The following is a 17,481-nucleotide window of genomic DNA, read 5'->3' as shown; positions in this document are numbered from 1 at the left end:
GACGCTACTTCGTCTTTTGCTCCGGCCGATCACCGAAGAAGCGCCGATTGGCGGCCTCGGCCGCGCGCACGCAGAGTTCATCGCCGACCCTTGCGCGATCCTCCTTGCATTGGCGCTGGAGTTCCTTGATGCGGTCGGGGTGGGCCACAAGGAAGTCCACGGTTTCCGAGGGTCGAGATTGACCACATGCCGTTAGGGTGATGACCATTATCAGCAGCACTTTGTTCATGGTTCCCAGTCCTTTCGTCGAGTAAGTCAGGAATCTTCGGCCAGGTTCAGATTACCCCTTGCCTCAAGAAAGGCGACTCGTTCAATGAATCGGTTCAACATCTCGAAAGGTGCGGCATCACGGCGCAACAGATAGGTTGTCAGCATTGGCGGCTTGCCTGCCAAGGGGCGACCCACGATGCCTGACTCTCGACAAGAAGCTATATGCGCTGCGCCTGCTAGGCCCAAAGCCAAACCGGCGGAAACCAATGTCATCATCACGTCAAAGGTCGCCACGCGCTGGACTATCAATGGCTCCTGATCGAGCTTGCGGAGAAAACGATCGACTTGCCGTGCATGGCCTTCGCATACTGCTGGGTCGCCGAGCACCAACGGATGACGTAGTACTTCCTCCAACGGAACGCGCTTATGGGCGAGCAGAGAATGGCGAGTTGGCACCGCAACCATCAACTCGTCCTCCCAGGCGGGCGTGACCAAGATGCCATCGCCTCCGTCTTCGGCCATTGAAAAACCTGCGTCATACAGATCTTCATGCAAACCCTTGATCTGTTGCCCGAGCGGCACCTCGAACAGACGTATCTCAACTTCGGGGTCCTCTTCACGGCATTGCGCCAGTAAAGTTGGCAAGCGTGAGGGAGTTACACCGTCAGACAAGGCAATGCGCAACTGGCCGCAAAATCCGTTGGCGGCAGACTTGACGCCATCACGGGCCTGATTCAATGCGGTAAAAATGCGCGGGACATGCTCCAAAAGCTGTCGCCCGGCACGGGTTAGTTGAGTGCTTCGGGTAGTACGAATGAATAAACGAGCACCAAGTTCCTCTTCTAATTCTTTGATAGTGCGTGAAAGTGGAGATTGGTCGATATGTAGTCGTTCAGCGGCGCGAGCGAAATGAAGTTCCTCCGCAACGATGAGAAAGCAGCGAAGATGTCGAAGCTCCATTGTGCTCACTCCACTTTAATTCGTCTAATTTCATTTGCGCGGCTAATTAATCAGCCTTTGCCAGAGTGCTGACAGCCAAACCCCCCCGGTCAGCAAAGTGGCTAACAGCACGGCAGCGCTTCCCATGTCCTTTGCACGCTTTGATAGCTCATGCCATTGAGGGCCAATACGATCAATCGCCGATTCCACAGCAGTATTGAGTAGCTCCACAATCATCAAAATAAGGATACTTCCTGAGAGAAGAGCGACTTCGACCCATCCCTGCCCCAACCAGAAGGCCAATGGGACCAACACAAAGGAAAATACTGACTCAAGTCTAAAAGCCGGCTCATTCCATCCAGCGCGCAATCCCTGAATTGAGTAATGGGACGCATGCCAAATTCTCAATATTCCTCGGCGAGATTTTTGTTTATTTTCGAATGCGGGCATGCGACTCAGCTGGGATTGTGTGTTTTTTATCTTTCATGAGAACAACTCTTATATATTCTTATCATCACAGCCAAAGAAAAAATCGAAATTCCTATCGTACTCACTTGTTTTAACCTGCATTAGCCCCAAGACAGACGAAAACAATGCGTCGTGATTCGCATAAGAGCGGGCTCGCTCACTCAAACAGCCAATATTCAGCCCTCGACTTTGAGTAAACGTTGAAGAGAACCACATAACCAAAGGAACACGAGTCTGCTCTTGTGGAGCAATCGCATAAGGCATGCCGTGCAGAAAAAGTCCCTTCTCGCCCAGGGATTCGCCGTGATCCGAGACGAATATCATAGCTGTGTCGTAGTCGGAAAGGCCCTGCAATTTTTTAATGACTTGGGTTAGGAAATGATCTGTGTAGAGAATAGCGTTGTCGTAGCTATTCACAATCTGTTCGCGGGTGCATTTCCCCATTTCCGGTGTGTCGCATGTTGGGATGAATTTTCGATACGCTGCTGGGTATCGTTGAAAGTAGCTGGGGCCATGATTTCCAAGCTGGTGCAAAAAAATCACACGATCACCGGGATTTTTGCGAGCCTGAGCTGGTAAGTCTTCAAGCAAAATCTCATCGAAACACCGACCATCAACGCATAAAGAGGGACTTTGTGCATTCCCTAGGCTTTGATATTCGAGACCATCGCACACCCCTTTGCAACCTGACTGGTTATCTCTCCATAATGTGGTAATACCGGCGCGCTCCAGAACATGCAGTAAGGATTGGTGTGAGCGAATCTTGTCTTCATCGTAGTTTCGGCGACCAAAGGACGAGAACATGCAAGGCACAGAAACCTCGGTATTAGTTCCACAGGAGTGCACGTCGGAGAAATTGATCACACCCATCTGAGTCAATTGAGGCGTTGTTTCGCGTGCATAGCCGTTCAATCCCCAGTTTTGGGCGCGAGCCGTCTCGCCTACGACAAAGACTAATAAACGTGGCCGACTGCCTTCGGGCCTGACTGTTGCAACGGCATCAGCTCCAATGGGTATTTTTTCGGCGGACTGCGTGATAGAGGAACCTGTCAGTGCCTTCGGCAAACCCACCAGATAGTTTCCCGGTGTAATCAAGTATCGCACTTAGCGATGATTTCTCATCAGTGCGGACATGTCCTGAAATGACAGCATGACACCGCCCGAAATCATCAGTGTCGAAAGCAGCATCAATCCCATACGCCACACGGTTGCTTTCAGCCAAGTACGCCCGAGCAATCGGATTCGCCAAAGAAAAATAATCGGAACTACTGCCAGTAGGCTTAGTGGAGCAATCAATGCAGGCGTCAGTAGCTCGCGACTTTCCTTGAAGTCTGTGGCTAGAACATTGCGCAACATGCTCGAATCGAGGTAGATATGAAAGCTGCGCATGTAATGTGTTGCGAGGGCAGAGGCAACAAAAAGCACCGCAAGTAAAACCTTGGCATTCCAGCGCCACACAACCAAACTCAACAGCAGACTGTGAATGCCCACCAGAAACAGCAGTACGGATGTACCCATGCGTAAGCTGGACTGGACGCCTAAGGCGCTACTCCAAAATAGACCATTGCAGGCTAGTGCAAAGAAAATACTGGTCATCAAGATCAGCCACTCGACGCTGCATTGTGGTCGCCAATGGCTTAGGTCCTTGAGGTTTGCAGTTCTGAATCGCGGCATCAGACCGAGAGCCTGTTTGAAAGTTCTCATGCTTGGAACCCCGATGAATAGACATCGCCTGAGCCATCAACAAACCAGCGTTGCCAGACCATGAAAAGACCCAAGGCAACGACCCAACAAATCAGGAGCGTCCACAAGTCATGGGAAAGGAAGTGGGCTCCGCGCACCTGCTGGGTCCATCCAAAGATGGCACCTATCATCAAACTTGCAGCCAAGGCCATCCAACGCCAGGCAGGACGAACCATCAAGGTAAAGAAATATAGGCTGACCCATGCATATCCGGCACTTGCATGCCCTGCGGGAAAGCACACACCGCGCGGCATACCGGGCGGGCGTGTTTCAAACAGGCCCACAAACACTCGCGCTCCGCCATAGCGCACCAAGTTCCAGGGGCAATCCATGTTAGTGAACGATTTCAGCGCCGAAACCGTCAGTGCCCCGATCAAGTACGCACAAAAAAGATACAGTAGCGGCCAGCGTAGGTATGCCGAGCATTTGTTGCTACGTTTTTTTCTCCAAGCCCAGATGCACGTTGCTGCAACCGCAATTGCCAGGAAGGTGGAAAGATTCTTCCCACCACGATGCAGCAGGTTGCTGGTTAGCCAGGCATCCCGCAAAGCCCATCGGCTGCCCTGCAAGCGATAGAGATGATCGGCGACCCAGAAGTCCCCACCGCCATCCATCAATAGACTGCTGATGATCAGCGCCGCACCCGCTGGTAGCGCTAAATGAGTGATTAAGAATCGAGGTGCGAATGGTGCGTTGGATAGTGGGGCGTTGCCCAGTAGTCGGGATTCATTGAGGGGCATCGGCATGTGCCTCCTTCGAATGCCACAGCGCATGCGCATCGATACGCACCAGTGCTGACGCTTGCAGCGCATCGATGCGAGCCTGTGCCTCACCGAGGCGTGTCTGGCGCAGGTTTCGCAACGTCAAGAGGTATTCGGCCAAGGGGGCCTCTCCCAGTTCCCAAGCTCGCCGCGTGCGGTTGCTGGCCGTGGTCTGCGCGGCCAGCGCCTGCGCGAATGACTGCCACTGCGTGCGCTTACTTTCAGCTGCCTGCGCGGCTACCCACGCACTTTGCTCCACCGCGCGCCGCACGCCGAGCGCCTCTGCCTCTGCGGCAGCTGCGTTGGCGCTTTCCGTGGCAGCCATTGCACTGCGATAGTCAGTGCCAAATGGCACCGTCAGGACAACGCCAATGACACGTTCCGTCCCACCGCGTTCAGACATCATCCGTACCCCGACTGTGGGGTCGGGCGTGCGGTTGGCGCGAGCTCGCTCGGCCACCTTGGCAAGGCGCGCTGCCTCTCCATCGGCAATGCCGATTTCGACGCTTTGTCGCACAATTCGCGCCAGCCACTCCTGTACCCCGCCCGGCAAAGGATCGGGATCTGGCAGCGTGGATGGCCGCGCGGGAATCTCAATGCCCGGGAACTCGATCACCATCGTTTGTCGTGCTGCCCGTTCTGCGTCGCGCGCAGCGCTAACCTGGGCTGCAAGCATCGCGCGTTCGGCTTGCAGAACGTCGCTGTCCCGCTGCGCTGCATCGCCCAGGGCCACGCGGCGGGCCATTGCTTCCTGCTCACGTCTAAGCAACTTTTCCTGAGCTTGCATCTCGTCGGCTACGACGAAACTGCGCAGCCATCCGGCCCAGACTTCCAACAGTCGCCTTGCCATTTGGTGCTCGGCATCTTCAAGGCGCATATCGGCCACCCTACGGGTGCGGCTGCCGATGTCCCGATCTATACGCGCCTTGTTTGGCAAGCGAACAGCACGGCTGAGCTGGATTTCCCATTCGTTGTAGCGACGCGCTTCGTTGGTCACGTTGCGACGTTGTAGGCCACTACTGAATTCAAATTCGTGGCTACCGGCTTCAAGGGCGCTTTGCGTGGCGGCCGCCGCGTCCAAGCGAGCGGCTGCGGCATTCACGACCGGCTGGATTTTTATCGCCGCTTCGACTTGCGCCTGCGCAGGCAGCCACGAAAGATCATCGGCGCGCGCTTGCGCGGGATGAAATGTCAAAGCCGCGATAGCCACCATGACGGCACCAGCCGGTAGTACCAGGCTGCATCCTTTGTTTTTACTCGTCATACCAGTCTTCCACTTGCCAACACCGACTCCACCCACCAGCGGACATCGCTAGACGCGATGCGCTGGCGCAGATGCGCCAGGACCTGTTCCAGTTGTTCGTATTCGATCAACACCCAGATGACGCGCCGATCCACACGGCCGCGAACCTTCTCGCGAATGGACGCGCGCGCGAAGTCGCCGGTATGCCCTTCGGCGTGCAACAGGGTGAACCCTGGCAGCACCGGGTCGGCCATCAGGGCATCGGTGACGGCGTCTTCGAGCGTGGGTGGAAACACCAGATTCAGGCGCACCAGTTGCGCTTCTTTCAATCCGTTCATGCGTGGACTCCTTGTTGTGAGGAGATGGCCTGGCCGAATCGCCGGTACAGCACCGGCAGCAGGACCAGGGTCAGCGCCGTGGAACTGACCAGTCCGCCAATCACCACGATGGCGAGTGGGCGCTGGATCTCAGAGCCAGGGCCACTGGCCAGCAGCAGGGGCACCAGGCCAAAGGCGGTGATGGAAGCCGTCATCAGCACGGGGCGCAGCCGTCGCAGCGAACCTTCGCGCACCACCTGTTCCATGGGCAGGCCTAGCGCATGCAGGTGGTTGAAGTGCGTCACCAGCACCAATCCGTTGAGCACGGCGATGCCCAGCAGCGCGATGAAGCCGACCGAAGCAGGCACCGACAGGTACTGCCCCGACAACCACAGCGCCGCCACGCCGCCGACCATGGCAAACGGCACGTTGCCGAGGATGAGCGCGGCCTGCCGCACCGAGCCGAAGGTCATGAACAGCACGAAGAAAATCAGCCCCAGGGCCACCGGCACTACCATGCCTAGGCGGGCCGCTGCACGTTGCTGGTTCTCAAATTGCCCGCCCCATTCGACGCGGTAGCCGGGCGGCAGCGGCACGTCGAGCGCCACGGCTTCGCGCGCTTCATCTACGAAGCCGACCAGATCGCGCCCGCTCACGCTGGACTGGATCAGCGCGAAGCGCGAACCGTTCTCGCGCCGCACCAGCACGGGGCCATCGGTGGTGGCGATGCGCGCCAGCGAGGCTAGGGGGATCTCGCCCTGATCGCCACGGGCGAGCTGCAAGTCCTTGAACCGCTCGGCCGATCCGCGCAGCCGGGCATCCCCGCGCACCACGATGGGCGTGCGCCTGTCCGGCTCGATCACCAGCCCGGCCGGCACGCCTTCGAGCTGCGCACGCAGCTCGTCCTGAACCTGCGTCACGGCCAGTCCGGCGCGACCGGCCGCCTGCGCATCCACCTTCACCTGCAGGTATTCCACGCTGTCGCTGGCCTGGGTGAGCACGTCGCGCGCACCGGGCACTTTCTCGATGCGAGCGGCCATGCGCTGCGCCAGATCGCCCAGCGTTTGCAGATCAGGGCCGAACAGCTTGACGGCCACGTCGCCCCGGCTGCCGGTGAGCATTTCCGAGATGCGCATCTCGATGGGCTGGGTAAAGCCGAATTCCAGGCCGGGGAAGGCATCCATCACCTTGCGTATCTCGGCACTCAACGCGTCCTTGTCGGCTGCATGCCAATCCTTGCGCGGTGCGAGCTGCATGAACAGGTCGGTTTCGTTCAGGCCCATCGGGTCGAGCCCCAGCTCGTCCGAGCCCACCCGCCCGATGCTGTGCCGCACCTCGGGCACCGCCGCACCGATGGCCTTCTGCACCGCCAGGTCAATCTCCAGCGAGCGCTGCAACCCAATGGACGGCGGCTTTTGCAGTTGCAGCAGGATATCGCCCTCGTCCATCGTCGGCATGAACGCCTTGCCCGTGCCGAGGTAGGCCACCACACCCAATGTCAGGGCCGCGATGGCGACCGCCGATGCGCGTAGCGGGTGGTGAAGCGCAGCCTCCAGCAGCGGTTGGTACAGGCGCGTGGCCCAGCGCATCACCCACGGCTCGGTGTGCGCGTGTTCCTTGAGCAGCAGCGAGGCCAGCACCGGCACCAGCGTGAGCGACAGCAGCAGCGAGACGCCCAGGGCGAACACGATGGTCAGCGCCACCGGCACAAACAGTTTGCCTTCCAACCCTTGCAGCGTGAGCAGGGGCATGAAGGTCAGACAGATGATGAGGATGCCCGAGGCCACAGGCATGGCGACCTCGCGCGCCGCGGCGAATATGCGGTGCAGGCGCGGCTGGTGCGCACTGGGCGCGTGCGGGTCGAGCCGACTGACGGCGTTTTCCACCACCACTACGGCAGCGTCCACCAGCATGCCGATGGCGATCGCGAGGCCCCCCAAGCTCATCAGGTTGGCGCTCATGCCGACCAGACGCATCAGAAGGAAGGTGCCCAGTGCCGCCAAAGGCACCATCACCGCCACAACCAGCGCGGCGCGAAGCTCGCCGAGGAACAGAAGCAGCAGGATAACGACCAGTACCGTGGCTTCCAGCAAGGCGCTTTCCACCGTGCCCACAGCGCGCTCGATCAACGTGCTGCGGTCATAGAATGGCACCACCTTGACGCCGGGCGGCAGGCTGGGAGTCACCTCGTCCAGCCGGGCTCGAATGGCTTTGACCAGCGCCGAGGCATCGGCCCCGCGCAGCGCCACCACGATGCCTTCCACCGCTTCGCCCGCGCCGTCCCGGGTGACGGCGCCATAGCGCGTCACGCCTTCGATGCGCACCTGGGCCACGTCGCCCAGGCGAACTGGGGCCGTACCATTGGCCCCCGCGCGCAGGATCAGACGGGATAAATCGTCCAAAGTGTGGATCGCGCCTTCGGCGCGCACGATCAGCGTGTCTTCGCCTGCATCCAGGCGGCCCGCACCGTCATTGCGGTTGTTGCGGCCGATTGCCGTGATGACATCAGAGAAGCTGAGGCCCGCAGCGGAAAGCCGTGCGCGATCCGGCACCACGGCAAAGCTCTTGGCTTCTCCACCCAGCACGTTGACATCGGCAACACCGGCCAGCGTGCGCAGGGCCGGGCGCAGCGTCCAGTCCAGCAGAGCGCGGCGCTCGCTCAGCGTGAGGCCACCGCCTTCGATGGTGAACATGAACACGTCCGACAGTGGTGTCGAAATCGGCGCTAGTCCGCCGCTGACGCCTTCGGGTAGGCTGCCCGAAACGCCGCCATAGCGCTCGGCCACCTGCTGACGCGCCCAGTAGATGTCACTGCCTTCGGCGAAGTCCAGCGTGATGTCGGCGATGGCATACTTGGCCGTGGAGCGCAGCATCACGCCCTGCGGCACGCCGAGCAACTCCATCTCCAGCGGCGTGATCACGCGCGACTCCACCTCTTCGGGCGTCATGCCGGGGGCCTTGATGATCAGCTTGACCTGCGTGGGGGAAATATCCGGATAGGCATCGATCGGCAGTTGCAGGAAGGCTGCCAAGCCCGCACCTGCCAAAGCCAGCACGCCGAGTAGCACCAGCGCACGTTGGCGCAGGGAAAATTCAATCAGACGGGACAACATGCGTGGTCGCCCCTCATTGCAATGGAATCATGGATTTGAGCAGTGCCGTGCCGCGCACGACGACCTGCATGCTTGCCGCAAGCGGCGCAGTGTCTGGCGAGACGGCACGCACGGCGCTTGACGCCTCTGATTCGTCTTGCCCCAGCAGTTGCACCGGAACAGCGCGGACGCGTAGGTCGCCTTGCTTGTCTTGCGATGACGGCTCAGCAACGTAGAGCACGTGGGCGCTGCCCGCTGGCAGCAGTGCGGACGATGGCACGCTCAAGGTGCCATGCGGTGCTGGCAGCAACAGCGCGACACTGATCTGCTGCCCGGCCGCATAGCGGTCTGCCCCTGCCTGATCTGCATCGACGCGGGCACGTACCCGCAGGCTCTGACTACTGAGGTCAGTGTCGCCACCAACGGCCGTCACCCGAGCGATCGTGCCATCGGGAAGACGCACTTCCAAGCCCGGGCGGAGATCCGAGCGCCACCGCAGCGGAACCGTGACGCTGACATCCAGCGGGCCAGGCTCAGCCACCAGGAAGGCGATGTCGAGCGGCGCGACCGCCTGCCCGAGGCTCAGGTGACGACGCATCACCCGCCCGGACAAAGGCGCCAGCAATTCATACTCGCCCGCCTGCCCACCGCTAACGGGTCGAAGCCGTGCGAGGGCGCCATTGGTCTCTTGCAACGTACTTTGCGCAACCGCCGCGCGCGCTTGGGTTTGCTCGTTGCGCGTGGCTGGGATGATGCCCTCGGCCAAGAGCGAGGCATCGCGCCGGGCCTGCGCCGCGGCCACCGCCGCTTCGGTGCGGGCACGCGCCAGATCGGCCTGCGCCGCCAGAACGTCCTTGCTCTGGATGTGCGCCAGAGCTTGTCCTTGACGCACCGCAGCGCCTTCATCGACCAAAACACGCGTCACCACACCGCCATAGGGCGCTACGACGTGCGCGCTGGCCGAGAGCGGCGCTACGGTCTGCGCGGGCAAGCCATCCAGCGGTATCACTGCGGTGTCTTTGACGAGCGCGGTTTCCACACCCTGCGCGCGAAGCTGAGCAGCGTTGAGCTGAACGCCGCCAGCGCTCGGTTGGGCGACAGCCTCGCTCGCGTCTTTATCGGCTACGGTTGTCCGCGGCGTTGTCCAGGCCCACCAGCCGTACCCTGCGGCAACCAGAACCGCCACGCTGATAGCGGACAGGGCCAGAGTCTTGGTTCGGCTGGAGGCACCCGCCGCTTTCAAGGTCGGGAAGCTCATGCTTGTGCTGCTCCAAACGACGTAGAGCAGAGTAGCGAGCACACAGCGCGGATTGAAAATCCGTCGCATATGAAGCGGTGCGCGAGGTTAATGAGGCGAAACATGCGGTCGATCTCTTGTAAAAGATCGGCTCATGTTCTTCGGTGAAGCTTTGAGAAAGCTTTGGAGAAAGCGAAATTTGCTCAGTACGATGTATTTCGGCGAAACGCCTGCTTTGAGCAGCAAGCAATCGATAAACTGATTTTTCAGTAACTTGCTCTGATATGCCAGCGGTGCGCCTTTGCTACCTCAAACATCGGAGCCATACACCATGAATGTCAGGAATTCCGAATACCGCTTCAGTCCTTTGGTCATAGGACTGCATTGGCTGACCGTGCTTCTCATCATCGCGGTCTATGCGAGCATGGAGCTGCGCGGACTGGCACCCAAGGGAGCCTTGAGAGACGCCATGAAGTCCTTGCACTACCTGCTGGGCCTCAGCGTTCTGGTTATCGTCGTGATCCGTATCGGGGTGCGCATCCAGGCGGGCGTGAAGCCCGCGATCCAACCACCCATGCCACGCTGGCAGGCCACGCTCGCCGATGTCATGCACTATGCGCTCTACAGCTTCATGCTCGCCATGCCGCTGCTCGGATGGCTCACCTTGAGTGCGGCGGGCAAGCCGGTTGTTCTGTTTGGCTTGCCCATTCCCTCTCTGATCGGCACCGACGTTGCTTTGTCGCGCCAACTCAAGGATGTCCATGAGGCGCTGGCGACATTGGGCTATGTCTTGATCGGATCGCATGCGATGGCGGCGCTGTTGCACCACTACGTCATGCGTGACAACACACTGGTTCGCATGCTTCCCGGTCGTCGCCCCTGACCTACTGGCCTCAGGCTGCTTTATATGGATTCGAATCTCCAATGACCAAATTTCACCACCGCGCCCACCCTGAAAGTCACCGCACTGAACATATCGGATGGCTGCGCGCCGCTGTTCTGGGTGCCAATGACGGCATCATTTCCACGGCCAGCCTGGTTGCAGGCGTGGCTGCTGCCCATGCAAGCCATGCCAGCATCATGACCACGGCCATCGCGGGGTTGGTAGCCGGTGCCATGTCCATGGCTGCAGGCGAGTTCGTGTCGGTCTATTCACAAGCTGATACGGAGAAGGCGGATTTGGCGCGGGAACGTGATGAACTGGAAAACAGTCCGGAAGCAGAGCATCGGGAACTAACGGCCATCTATGTCCGGCGTGGCCTGGATCATCGACTCGCGGATCAGGTCGCCACGCAATTGATGGCGCATGATGCGCTGGGCGCGCACGCGCGCGATGAATTGGGCATTTCTGAAACCTTGAGCGCTCGCCCGCTGCAAGCCGCCATGGCGTCCGCTGGGAGCTTCGCGATGGGTGCGGCCATGCCGCTGGCCGTGGTTCTGTTGGCGCCGGAGCAGAGCCTGCTCTATTGGATCGTCGCGACGGCGATTGTCTTCCTGGCCCTTCTCGGCGCTGCGGCCGCTGCCGTGGGTGGTACGCCGCTCTTCAAAAGTGCGCTGCGCGTCGCGTTCTGGGGCACATTTGCCATGGCGGTGACAGCGGGCGTGGGAGCCATGTTCGGCACTGCGGTGTAGATCTGCGTCAATCTCAGAGCAGCGGTGGCCAAGGGCCAAGCCGCGCGGACAGCCGACCGTTGTCCAGTGAGAACGCCAGCGGCAGGTCTATGGCATGCGCGAGCGCCAGGGCCAGTGCAAGTCCCAGCCCGGCGTGGTGCGCCGTGCCACCTTCGGAATCCTTGCGCCAGAAGCGAAGTCCGAATTGATCCAGATCGGATGCCTGCAAATTGGGAGCTGTGTTGACGATGGTCAACATCCAGCCGGAAGCCGCGCGCTCCAGCCTACATTGAATGTCGTCGCCTTCGGGCGCGTATTCGATGGCATTGCGCAAGAGGTTGGAGACGATGCGTTCGATCACGCCCTGATCGCTTTGCACCCATGCCGATTCAGGCAAAGTCACACGGATAGGTGACTTGGGTGCCATTTGCTGGACGTTGAATCCCGCCAGCAACTCTTGCAGCAAAGCTGTTAGATCCAGAGGATCAAGCGCAAGTGTGTGTTGGCCGGATTCAAGCCGCGCCAACAACAGCAGAGTGTCCACACTGCGCTGCATGCGTGAACTGGCCTGGATCGTTGCATTCAGGGCGCGCTGGATTCGGGTCGGGTCGGCATCGATCAAAGCGCTTTCTGCGCTGATGCGGATTTCTGCCAAGGGCGTGCGCAACTCGTGGGCCACGTCGCGGGAGAAGCGGCGCTCGCGGGCAATGGCCGCATACAGGTGATGCAAGCCCTGATTGAAGGCTTCGGCAAACGGCCGCAGTTCGCGTGGAAAGTCCGCTCCGATCCGCGCAATCGGCCGATCCGAACGCAGGTCGGCCAGTTGCACGCCAACGCGCTCCAGCATGACCACGATGCGCCGAACCATGAGCAGCGCCAGGCCTGTGGCCAGGAGCGTCGCCAGCACGATACCGCCCAGGAGCGTGAAGTGGATGCGCCGTTCGGTTTGATCCCAATCCCGACGTTCTGTTGCCACAACCAGCAATCGAGATTCCTCACCTCTTACCGGCACGCGCGTCGCCAGCGCGCGGCCCGCGTGGCCGTCCGGGAGTATCACGTCGTAGTAGCGTGGGGTGCCTTGCTCCACCGGTCCAAGCGCCAGCTCGGCCCCAGCACTGCTGGGCGAACGCAGCAAGGTCCGGTGGGTCTGCGAATCGAAGACCGTGAAGAACTCGGTATGCCCGCCAGGCTCGTATTCCGGCATGAGGCTTTCGAGCTTTCTCGCATCCAACTCCTGCAGCACGCGCCCCACCGCCGCTGATCGTTGCATCAGGGTGGTATCCATCCGTCGGTAGATTTCGTGGTCGATCCAGTAGTCGAGGACGGGAAACAGGATGGCGAAGGTTCCTCCAATGCAGATCACCAGGCTGGCAGCCAGCCGCCGCTGCAAGGACCAGGATCTGCCTTGACTCGCATCAGAGAGGGCTTCGGAATCGGGACGTACCATCGTTCAGGGCAGTATGTAGCCGAAGCCACGTCGTGTCACGATCAGTTCATCCAGGCCGCACTGGGCGAGCTTGGTTCGCAAGGTGCTGACGATCACCTCCACCACCTTGTCCGATGCATCGCTGCGGCTGTCGTACAAATGTTCAAAAATCTGCGGGCGCGACAGCGTGGCGCCGCGCCGACGCAGCAGCAAGTCGAGCAGTCCATATTCCTTCGGCGTGAGCCCAAGATCAATGCCCTTGAACCTCGCGGTGCGCGAGCGCGGATCGACCTCCAGATCGCCGTGGCGCAGAACTGGAACGTCCCGTTGCGGCGGACGCCGCACCAGCGCCCGCAGGCGAGCCAGCAGTTCGGCCAGCTCGAAGGGTTTTGTCAGGTAGTCATCGGCACCCGCATCCAAGGCCCGCACCCGGTCGTCAAGCAGTTCGCGCGCGGAGAGCACCAATACCGGAGCGGCATGGGCCTCCCGGCTCAATGCGCGCAACACGCCAAAGCCGTCCAGCCGGGGCAGCATCAAGTCCAGAATGATGGCGTCGTACCGGTAGCTGGCAAGAAACTTCAGCGCGGACACGCCATCGGCTGCTGTATCGCAGGCATAGCCTTCCGACTGAAGGCTCTGGCTCAGGGCTTCGGCCAGCGTTTGCGAGTCTTCCACGATCAATACGCGCATATGCTTTCTTCCATTCAGCGCATCTCGAAAAGCTCTTGGTGGAAGGCTTCCGGCTCCAACCCCTGGGCCAGCAGGTCGGCGCGCAACGCGCTGCCGAAGGCCGTGGGGCCGCAGAACCAGACGCTGGCGTCTTTCCAACCGGGAACCATGGCACGCAGGCGCTCACCTGTCAGGCGACCGTCCTTCTTGTCGATGAACAGGTGTAGCGCAACGCCGGCCGCCTCGCTGTCGGCGCTCAGTTTCTCGATGGCCTGCGGATCAACGTCGCTCGTCGGATGAAACAAATCGATGGGACGTGCGTCTTGGCCCTCGTGCTGCGCCAGGAACTTCATGCGCGCGATGAACGGCGTGATGCCGATGCCAGCACCGATCCAGATCTGGCGGGCACGCCCGTCGTCGAAAGTGAAGCAGCCGTAAGGCCCCTCGACCGTCACCCGGTCGCCAACTTGCAGGCGTTCCGGCAGCCGGCGGGTGTGGTCGCCCAGCGCCTTGGTGATGAAGGTGATGCGCCGGTCTTCCGGCACCCAGGCTGAGGCCAGCGTGTAGGGATGCGGGCCTTCTTTCGGGTTGGACATGGCGAAGGCAAACTGTCCGGGCCGGTGGCCGGGCCAGGCCGGGTCCATTCGCAGGGTGGTTTCCAGCACGTTCAGCGCAGGGTAGGTCTGCAGCGATTCGATGACACCGTGCGTGGTGCGCTGCGCACCGACCCGGCCCAGCAGCACCCACACCGCCGATACCGTGCCGCTCGCCAGCAGCATAGCCAAAGCCCAGCCCACGGGCTGCGCCCAGTAGGAGAACTGAACCAGCACCAAGGTGTGGAAGGCCAGCACCAAGTAGATCGCTGCCATCCAGTGGTGCGTCTTGGCGAACAGCCGGTATGGAAAGCGCTTGACCAAAGCCAGTACCAGTAGCACCGCGACGGCGTAGAAGGCCCATTCGCCCAAGTCCTCGGCCAGTCCGCGCCAGCCACGCAGCGCCGATTCAATGGAGCCCATTGAATCAGCCGCTGCGCGGGGCTTGCGCGCCGGGCGCGTCAGCCAGCCCCAGCCTACGGCCCACTTAGTACCCTGCGCCCACAGCCAGTGTATTGTTGCAGCGGCCAGAGCGGCGATGCCGAGCCACTTGTGCAGGCGGTACATCTTGTCCAGTCCGTTCAAGCTGGGCTCCAGCCACGCAGGGCGCGTGGCCAGCACCATCGCCACGGACATCGTGCCGATGGCCAGTACGCCGCTGTATTGAATCCATACCGTTCGCAGGGCGAAGTAGTTGGACTGTGCAGGCCAGAGCGTATCGGTAAAAAGCCATAGAGCGCTCAATGCCAGCGCAAAAAACCAGAACGTCCAAATTATTCTCTTCATCGTGGATTTGCCCTAAATTCTGCGGAAGGCGCATGCGGTATTGGTCTGAAACCATCAATCCAGATACGCGATAGCGTGCCTTTGAATGTGGCCATGTATCCGAAATTACAGAAAATTTTAATTCTGGAATCCCAACCTTTGGTAATGCTTTGGATTGATCAACCATCAATAAATAGGATCTAATTTTTCCCACCGGCTTGTGGCATTACCTTGACTCAAGAAATGGTTGGCCCCCGATGCCGCCCAATCTCCCATGACACCGCGCCGCCGCGCACCGTCCCGGCAAGCTGCTGCCCCATTCGCTGCTCGATCACCGGTTTCCACGGCACCAGGCTGAACCCCATGCCGTCATCGAGCATCGCGTAGCGCCCGCTGGCAAGCATGACGGAGCGCCGGTAGATGCCGGCCACGCGCTGCCCATCGGACACGGGTCGATGCTCCAAGCCAGTTTCGGCCGCAATGTCTTTGGCGACCTGCGCCAGTTCCCGGTTGCGCAGTGTGCCCAGCAGGTTGCGCGCCAGGATCACGCGCTGGCCGCGCCGCTCGGCCAATCCCTGTTCGGCCAGGAAGTCGGCGCGCTGCTGCATCGCCTGTTTGGCCTCGCTGCCAAAGCCGAGGTCGCCCAGGCCCGAGCCGCCGCCGATCAATTGCTGGTCGAGCCAAGTGGCCCCAATCACGCGGGCCTGCCGCTCGATGGGCAGGTGCGATTTCAGTTCCACCGCCACGCCGCCCAGACGCTGCGCGTCGTAGCGGCGGCCCTGTTCGGCCAGGTCGTCCGGCACCTTCCAAAGTCCCTCGGCCACGCGCTCCACGATGCCGGCGCGGCGCAGGGCTTCCAGCCGGCGGACGTGGACCGCGACGACTTCCTGCGGATCACGGCCCGGCACTGTCTGCCCCTGCGCGACGGCCAGATGATGGTCGGTGCGGTACAGGCCACCGCTCGCCAGTGCGGTGATGTTCTTGTCGGCCGCACGCACGTCGGCCGATCCCTTCACCGCCACCACGGCGCCGGTCGGATAGTTCGCCAGCTCGTCGCGGGCATTGAGCGCGACGTAGTGGGCCTTGCCGTCCACGCCGTCGATGACCAGATAGCCCCGGTCGCGCAGCTCGTCGGCCAGCCCCTTCGCGGCTACGCGGCCGAGAATGGTTCGGCCATCGTCGCCCGGCTCGAACACTGCCAGCTCGCGCGGCTCGCCGCGCATGGCCCGCTGCATGGTGCGGATGATGTCGCCACGCTCGCCCAGGGTGCGCAGGGTCTTTTCCGCGTCGGCGTGGACGGCCCAGGTGCCGGGCTGCATTTCGTCGGCCAGGCCCAGGCGCTGCAAGCGTTGCAGCCGGCCAACCAGCAACAGGCGCTGGCGTTGCAGTCTCGGTTCGTTGAAGCGTTCGATCTGCACTCGGCCGTCGTCGCCGGCCTCGCGTTGCAGGGTGCGATCCAGGCTCGTCCACCGCTCCTGCTCCACCTCGCGCTGCAAGGTCTGCTGGATCTCCAGCTCGGTGCGCGGCCCCAGCCATTCGGTCGCCAGCTCGGCGGCGCGATGGCGGAAGCCATCGGCGATGTAGTCGCCCGCAATGATGAGGTCTTTGCCGGTGTCGTCGCGCCCGCGCACGACTATGTGCGTGTGCGGGTTGTCGGTGTTCCAGTGGTTGACGGCCACCCAATCGAGGCCCGTGCCCAGGTCGGCTTCCATGCGGCCCATGAGGTGCCGCGTGTAGGTGCGCAGGTCTTCCAGCTCGGCGCCATCCTCGGGCGAGAGGATGAAGCGGAAATGGTGTCGGTCGTCGGCGCAGCGTTCCTTGAAGGCGTCGAGGTCGGCGGCATCGGTCTGCGGCCCGTAGGCTTGGCCCGGCTCGCCATCGCGGCCCACGCCATCGCGCTCGATGTAGCGCAGGTGCTTGGCGAGCGACTGCGGGCTGGCCTGGCGCTGGTTGACCAGCAGCGTCTTGATGGTCACGCGCCGCGACATGGGCGTGAGCTTCGCCCCCGCGAAGCGCGCCGCCGTGTGGCCGCGCCCCAGGCGCGAACCGGGCCGCTGGCCGGTGCCCCTCCCGGTGCCGCCAGCCGTCCCAGGACGGCGCACCGAGGACTTGCCGCCGCTGGCCTTGCCTGCCTGCTTGAGCACCTTGGAGACAAAGCCCTGGCCGCGATTCTTCGGGGCGCTGGGGCGGATGCGGAAATCGTCGTCGCGGCGGTCGGTCATGGCTGTGCCCTCTGCAAGCTCTGGCGTGTCCGGTCGTGCGAAGCACGCGGACATGCCTGCATTGGCGCGGGCCTCGCGCCACAAACGGCACGGCGGCGAAGCCGCTCCGTGCTGCGCCAACCCCACGTGCAGACTGGCTTTCGACGCGGCCCGGTGCCGCGTCCTTTTGTCTTGCCTTCCGCCTT

Annotated in this window: 14 protein-coding genes and 1 pseudogene; 2 read left to right on the top strand and 13 right to left on the bottom strand. The window is 61.5% G+C overall.

Annotated elements, in window-relative coordinates; genetic code table 11:
• Positions 1–4 precede the first annotated feature (4 nt).
• The 9 genes and pseudogenes from QMX78_RS04470 to QMX78_RS04430 form a co-directional block, all read right to left on the bottom strand.
• Entirely contained in the window at positions 5–229 is a 225-nt protein-coding gene (locus QMX78_RS04470) for an EexN family lipoprotein (protein WP_123787502.1), read from the bottom strand.
• A 26-nt stretch (positions 230–255) separates the two neighbouring features.
• Positions 256–1,170: a LysR substrate-binding domain-containing protein gene (locus QMX78_RS04465; RefSeq protein WP_282266959.1), complete on the bottom strand. Its 915-nt coding sequence runs from the start codon at positions 1,168–1,170 to the stop codon at positions 256–258.
• A gap of 42 nt (positions 1,171–1,212) precedes the next feature.
• Entirely contained in the window at positions 1,213–1,599 is a 387-nt protein-coding gene (locus tag QMX78_RS04460; RefSeq protein WP_235105035.1) for a diacylglycerol kinase, read from the bottom strand.
• Positions 1,600–1,647: 48 nt separating this feature from the next.
• Positions 1,648–3,291, bottom strand: a pseudogene (locus QMX78_RS04455) (phosphoethanolamine--lipid A transferase).
• A 26-nt stretch (positions 3,292–3,317) separates the two neighbouring features.
• On the bottom strand, positions 3,318–4,100 hold the full coding sequence (locus QMX78_RS04450; protein WP_043376327.1) for a phosphatase PAP2 family protein: 783 nt from the start codon (positions 4,098–4,100) through the stop codon (positions 3,318–3,320).
• Entirely contained in the window at positions 4,087–5,385 is a 1,299-nt protein-coding gene (locus QMX78_RS04445) for a TolC family protein (protein WP_235105033.1), read from the bottom strand. The genes QMX78_RS04450 and QMX78_RS04445 overlap by 14 nt, the downstream gene beginning before the upstream one ends.
• A complete protein-coding gene (locus QMX78_RS04440) occupies positions 5,382–5,702 on the bottom strand; it encodes a DUF3240 family protein (RefSeq protein ID WP_003056157.1) in 321 nt (106 codons plus the stop codon). The genes QMX78_RS04445 and QMX78_RS04440 overlap by 4 nt, the downstream gene beginning before the upstream one ends.
• Complete coding sequence (locus QMX78_RS04435; protein WP_235105032.1) at positions 5,699–8,794, bottom strand: CusA/CzcA family heavy metal efflux RND transporter; 3,096 nt, start codon at positions 8,792–8,794, stop codon at positions 5,699–5,701. The genes QMX78_RS04440 and QMX78_RS04435 overlap by 4 nt, the downstream gene beginning before the upstream one ends.
• A gap of 13 nt (positions 8,795–8,807) precedes the next feature.
• Entirely contained in the window at positions 8,808–10,031 is a 1,224-nt protein-coding gene (locus QMX78_RS04430; protein ID WP_123787500.1) for an efflux RND transporter periplasmic adaptor subunit, read from the bottom strand.
• A 310-nt stretch (positions 10,032–10,341) separates the two neighbouring features.
• On the opposite strand from QMX78_RS04430, the gene QMX78_RS04425 reads away from it, so the two are divergent.
• Complete coding sequence (locus QMX78_RS04425; RefSeq protein WP_123787499.1) at positions 10,342–10,893, top strand: cytochrome b; 552 nt, start codon at positions 10,342–10,344, stop codon at positions 10,891–10,893.
• Between the two features lie 41 nt (positions 10,894–10,934).
• Positions 10,935–11,642, top strand: a complete 708-nt coding sequence (locus QMX78_RS04420) for a VIT family protein (protein WP_123787498.1) — start codon at positions 10,935–10,937, stop codon at positions 11,640–11,642.
• 13 nt (positions 11,643–11,655) lie between these two features.
• Here QMX78_RS04420 and QMX78_RS04415 read toward each other — a convergent pair whose 3' ends face one another.
• The 4 genes from QMX78_RS04415 to QMX78_RS04400 form a co-directional block, all read right to left on the bottom strand.
• A complete protein-coding gene (locus tag QMX78_RS04415; protein ID WP_238922727.1) occupies positions 11,656–13,011 on the bottom strand; it encodes a histidine kinase dimerization/phospho-acceptor domain-containing protein in 1,356 nt (451 codons plus the stop codon).
• 60 nt (positions 13,012–13,071) lie between these two features.
• A complete protein-coding gene (locus QMX78_RS04410; protein WP_012204578.1) occupies positions 13,072–13,737 on the bottom strand; it encodes a response regulator transcription factor in 666 nt (221 codons plus the stop codon).
• A 14-nt stretch (positions 13,738–13,751) separates the two neighbouring features.
• Entirely contained in the window at positions 13,752–15,095 is a 1,344-nt protein-coding gene (locus QMX78_RS04405) for a ferric reductase-like transmembrane domain-containing protein (RefSeq protein WP_123787497.1), read from the bottom strand.
• Between the two features lie 215 nt (positions 15,096–15,310).
• Positions 15,311–17,296 carry a relaxase/mobilization nuclease and DUF3363 domain-containing protein gene (locus QMX78_RS04400; RefSeq protein ID WP_123787496.1) on the bottom strand — a complete coding sequence of 662 codons (1,986 nt, stop codon included), beginning with the start codon at positions 17,294–17,296 and terminating at the stop codon, positions 15,311–15,313.
• Between the last annotated feature and the right edge of the window lie 185 nt (positions 17,297–17,481).

The organism is Stenotrophomonas sp. PS02298 (assembly GCF_029959445.1).
Lineage (GTDB): Bacteria > Pseudomonadota > Gammaproteobacteria > Xanthomonadales > Xanthomonadaceae > Stenotrophomonas.
The sequence above is the reverse complement of the archived record's forward strand: the minus strand, read 5'-3'. Positions and strand labels throughout refer to the sequence as shown.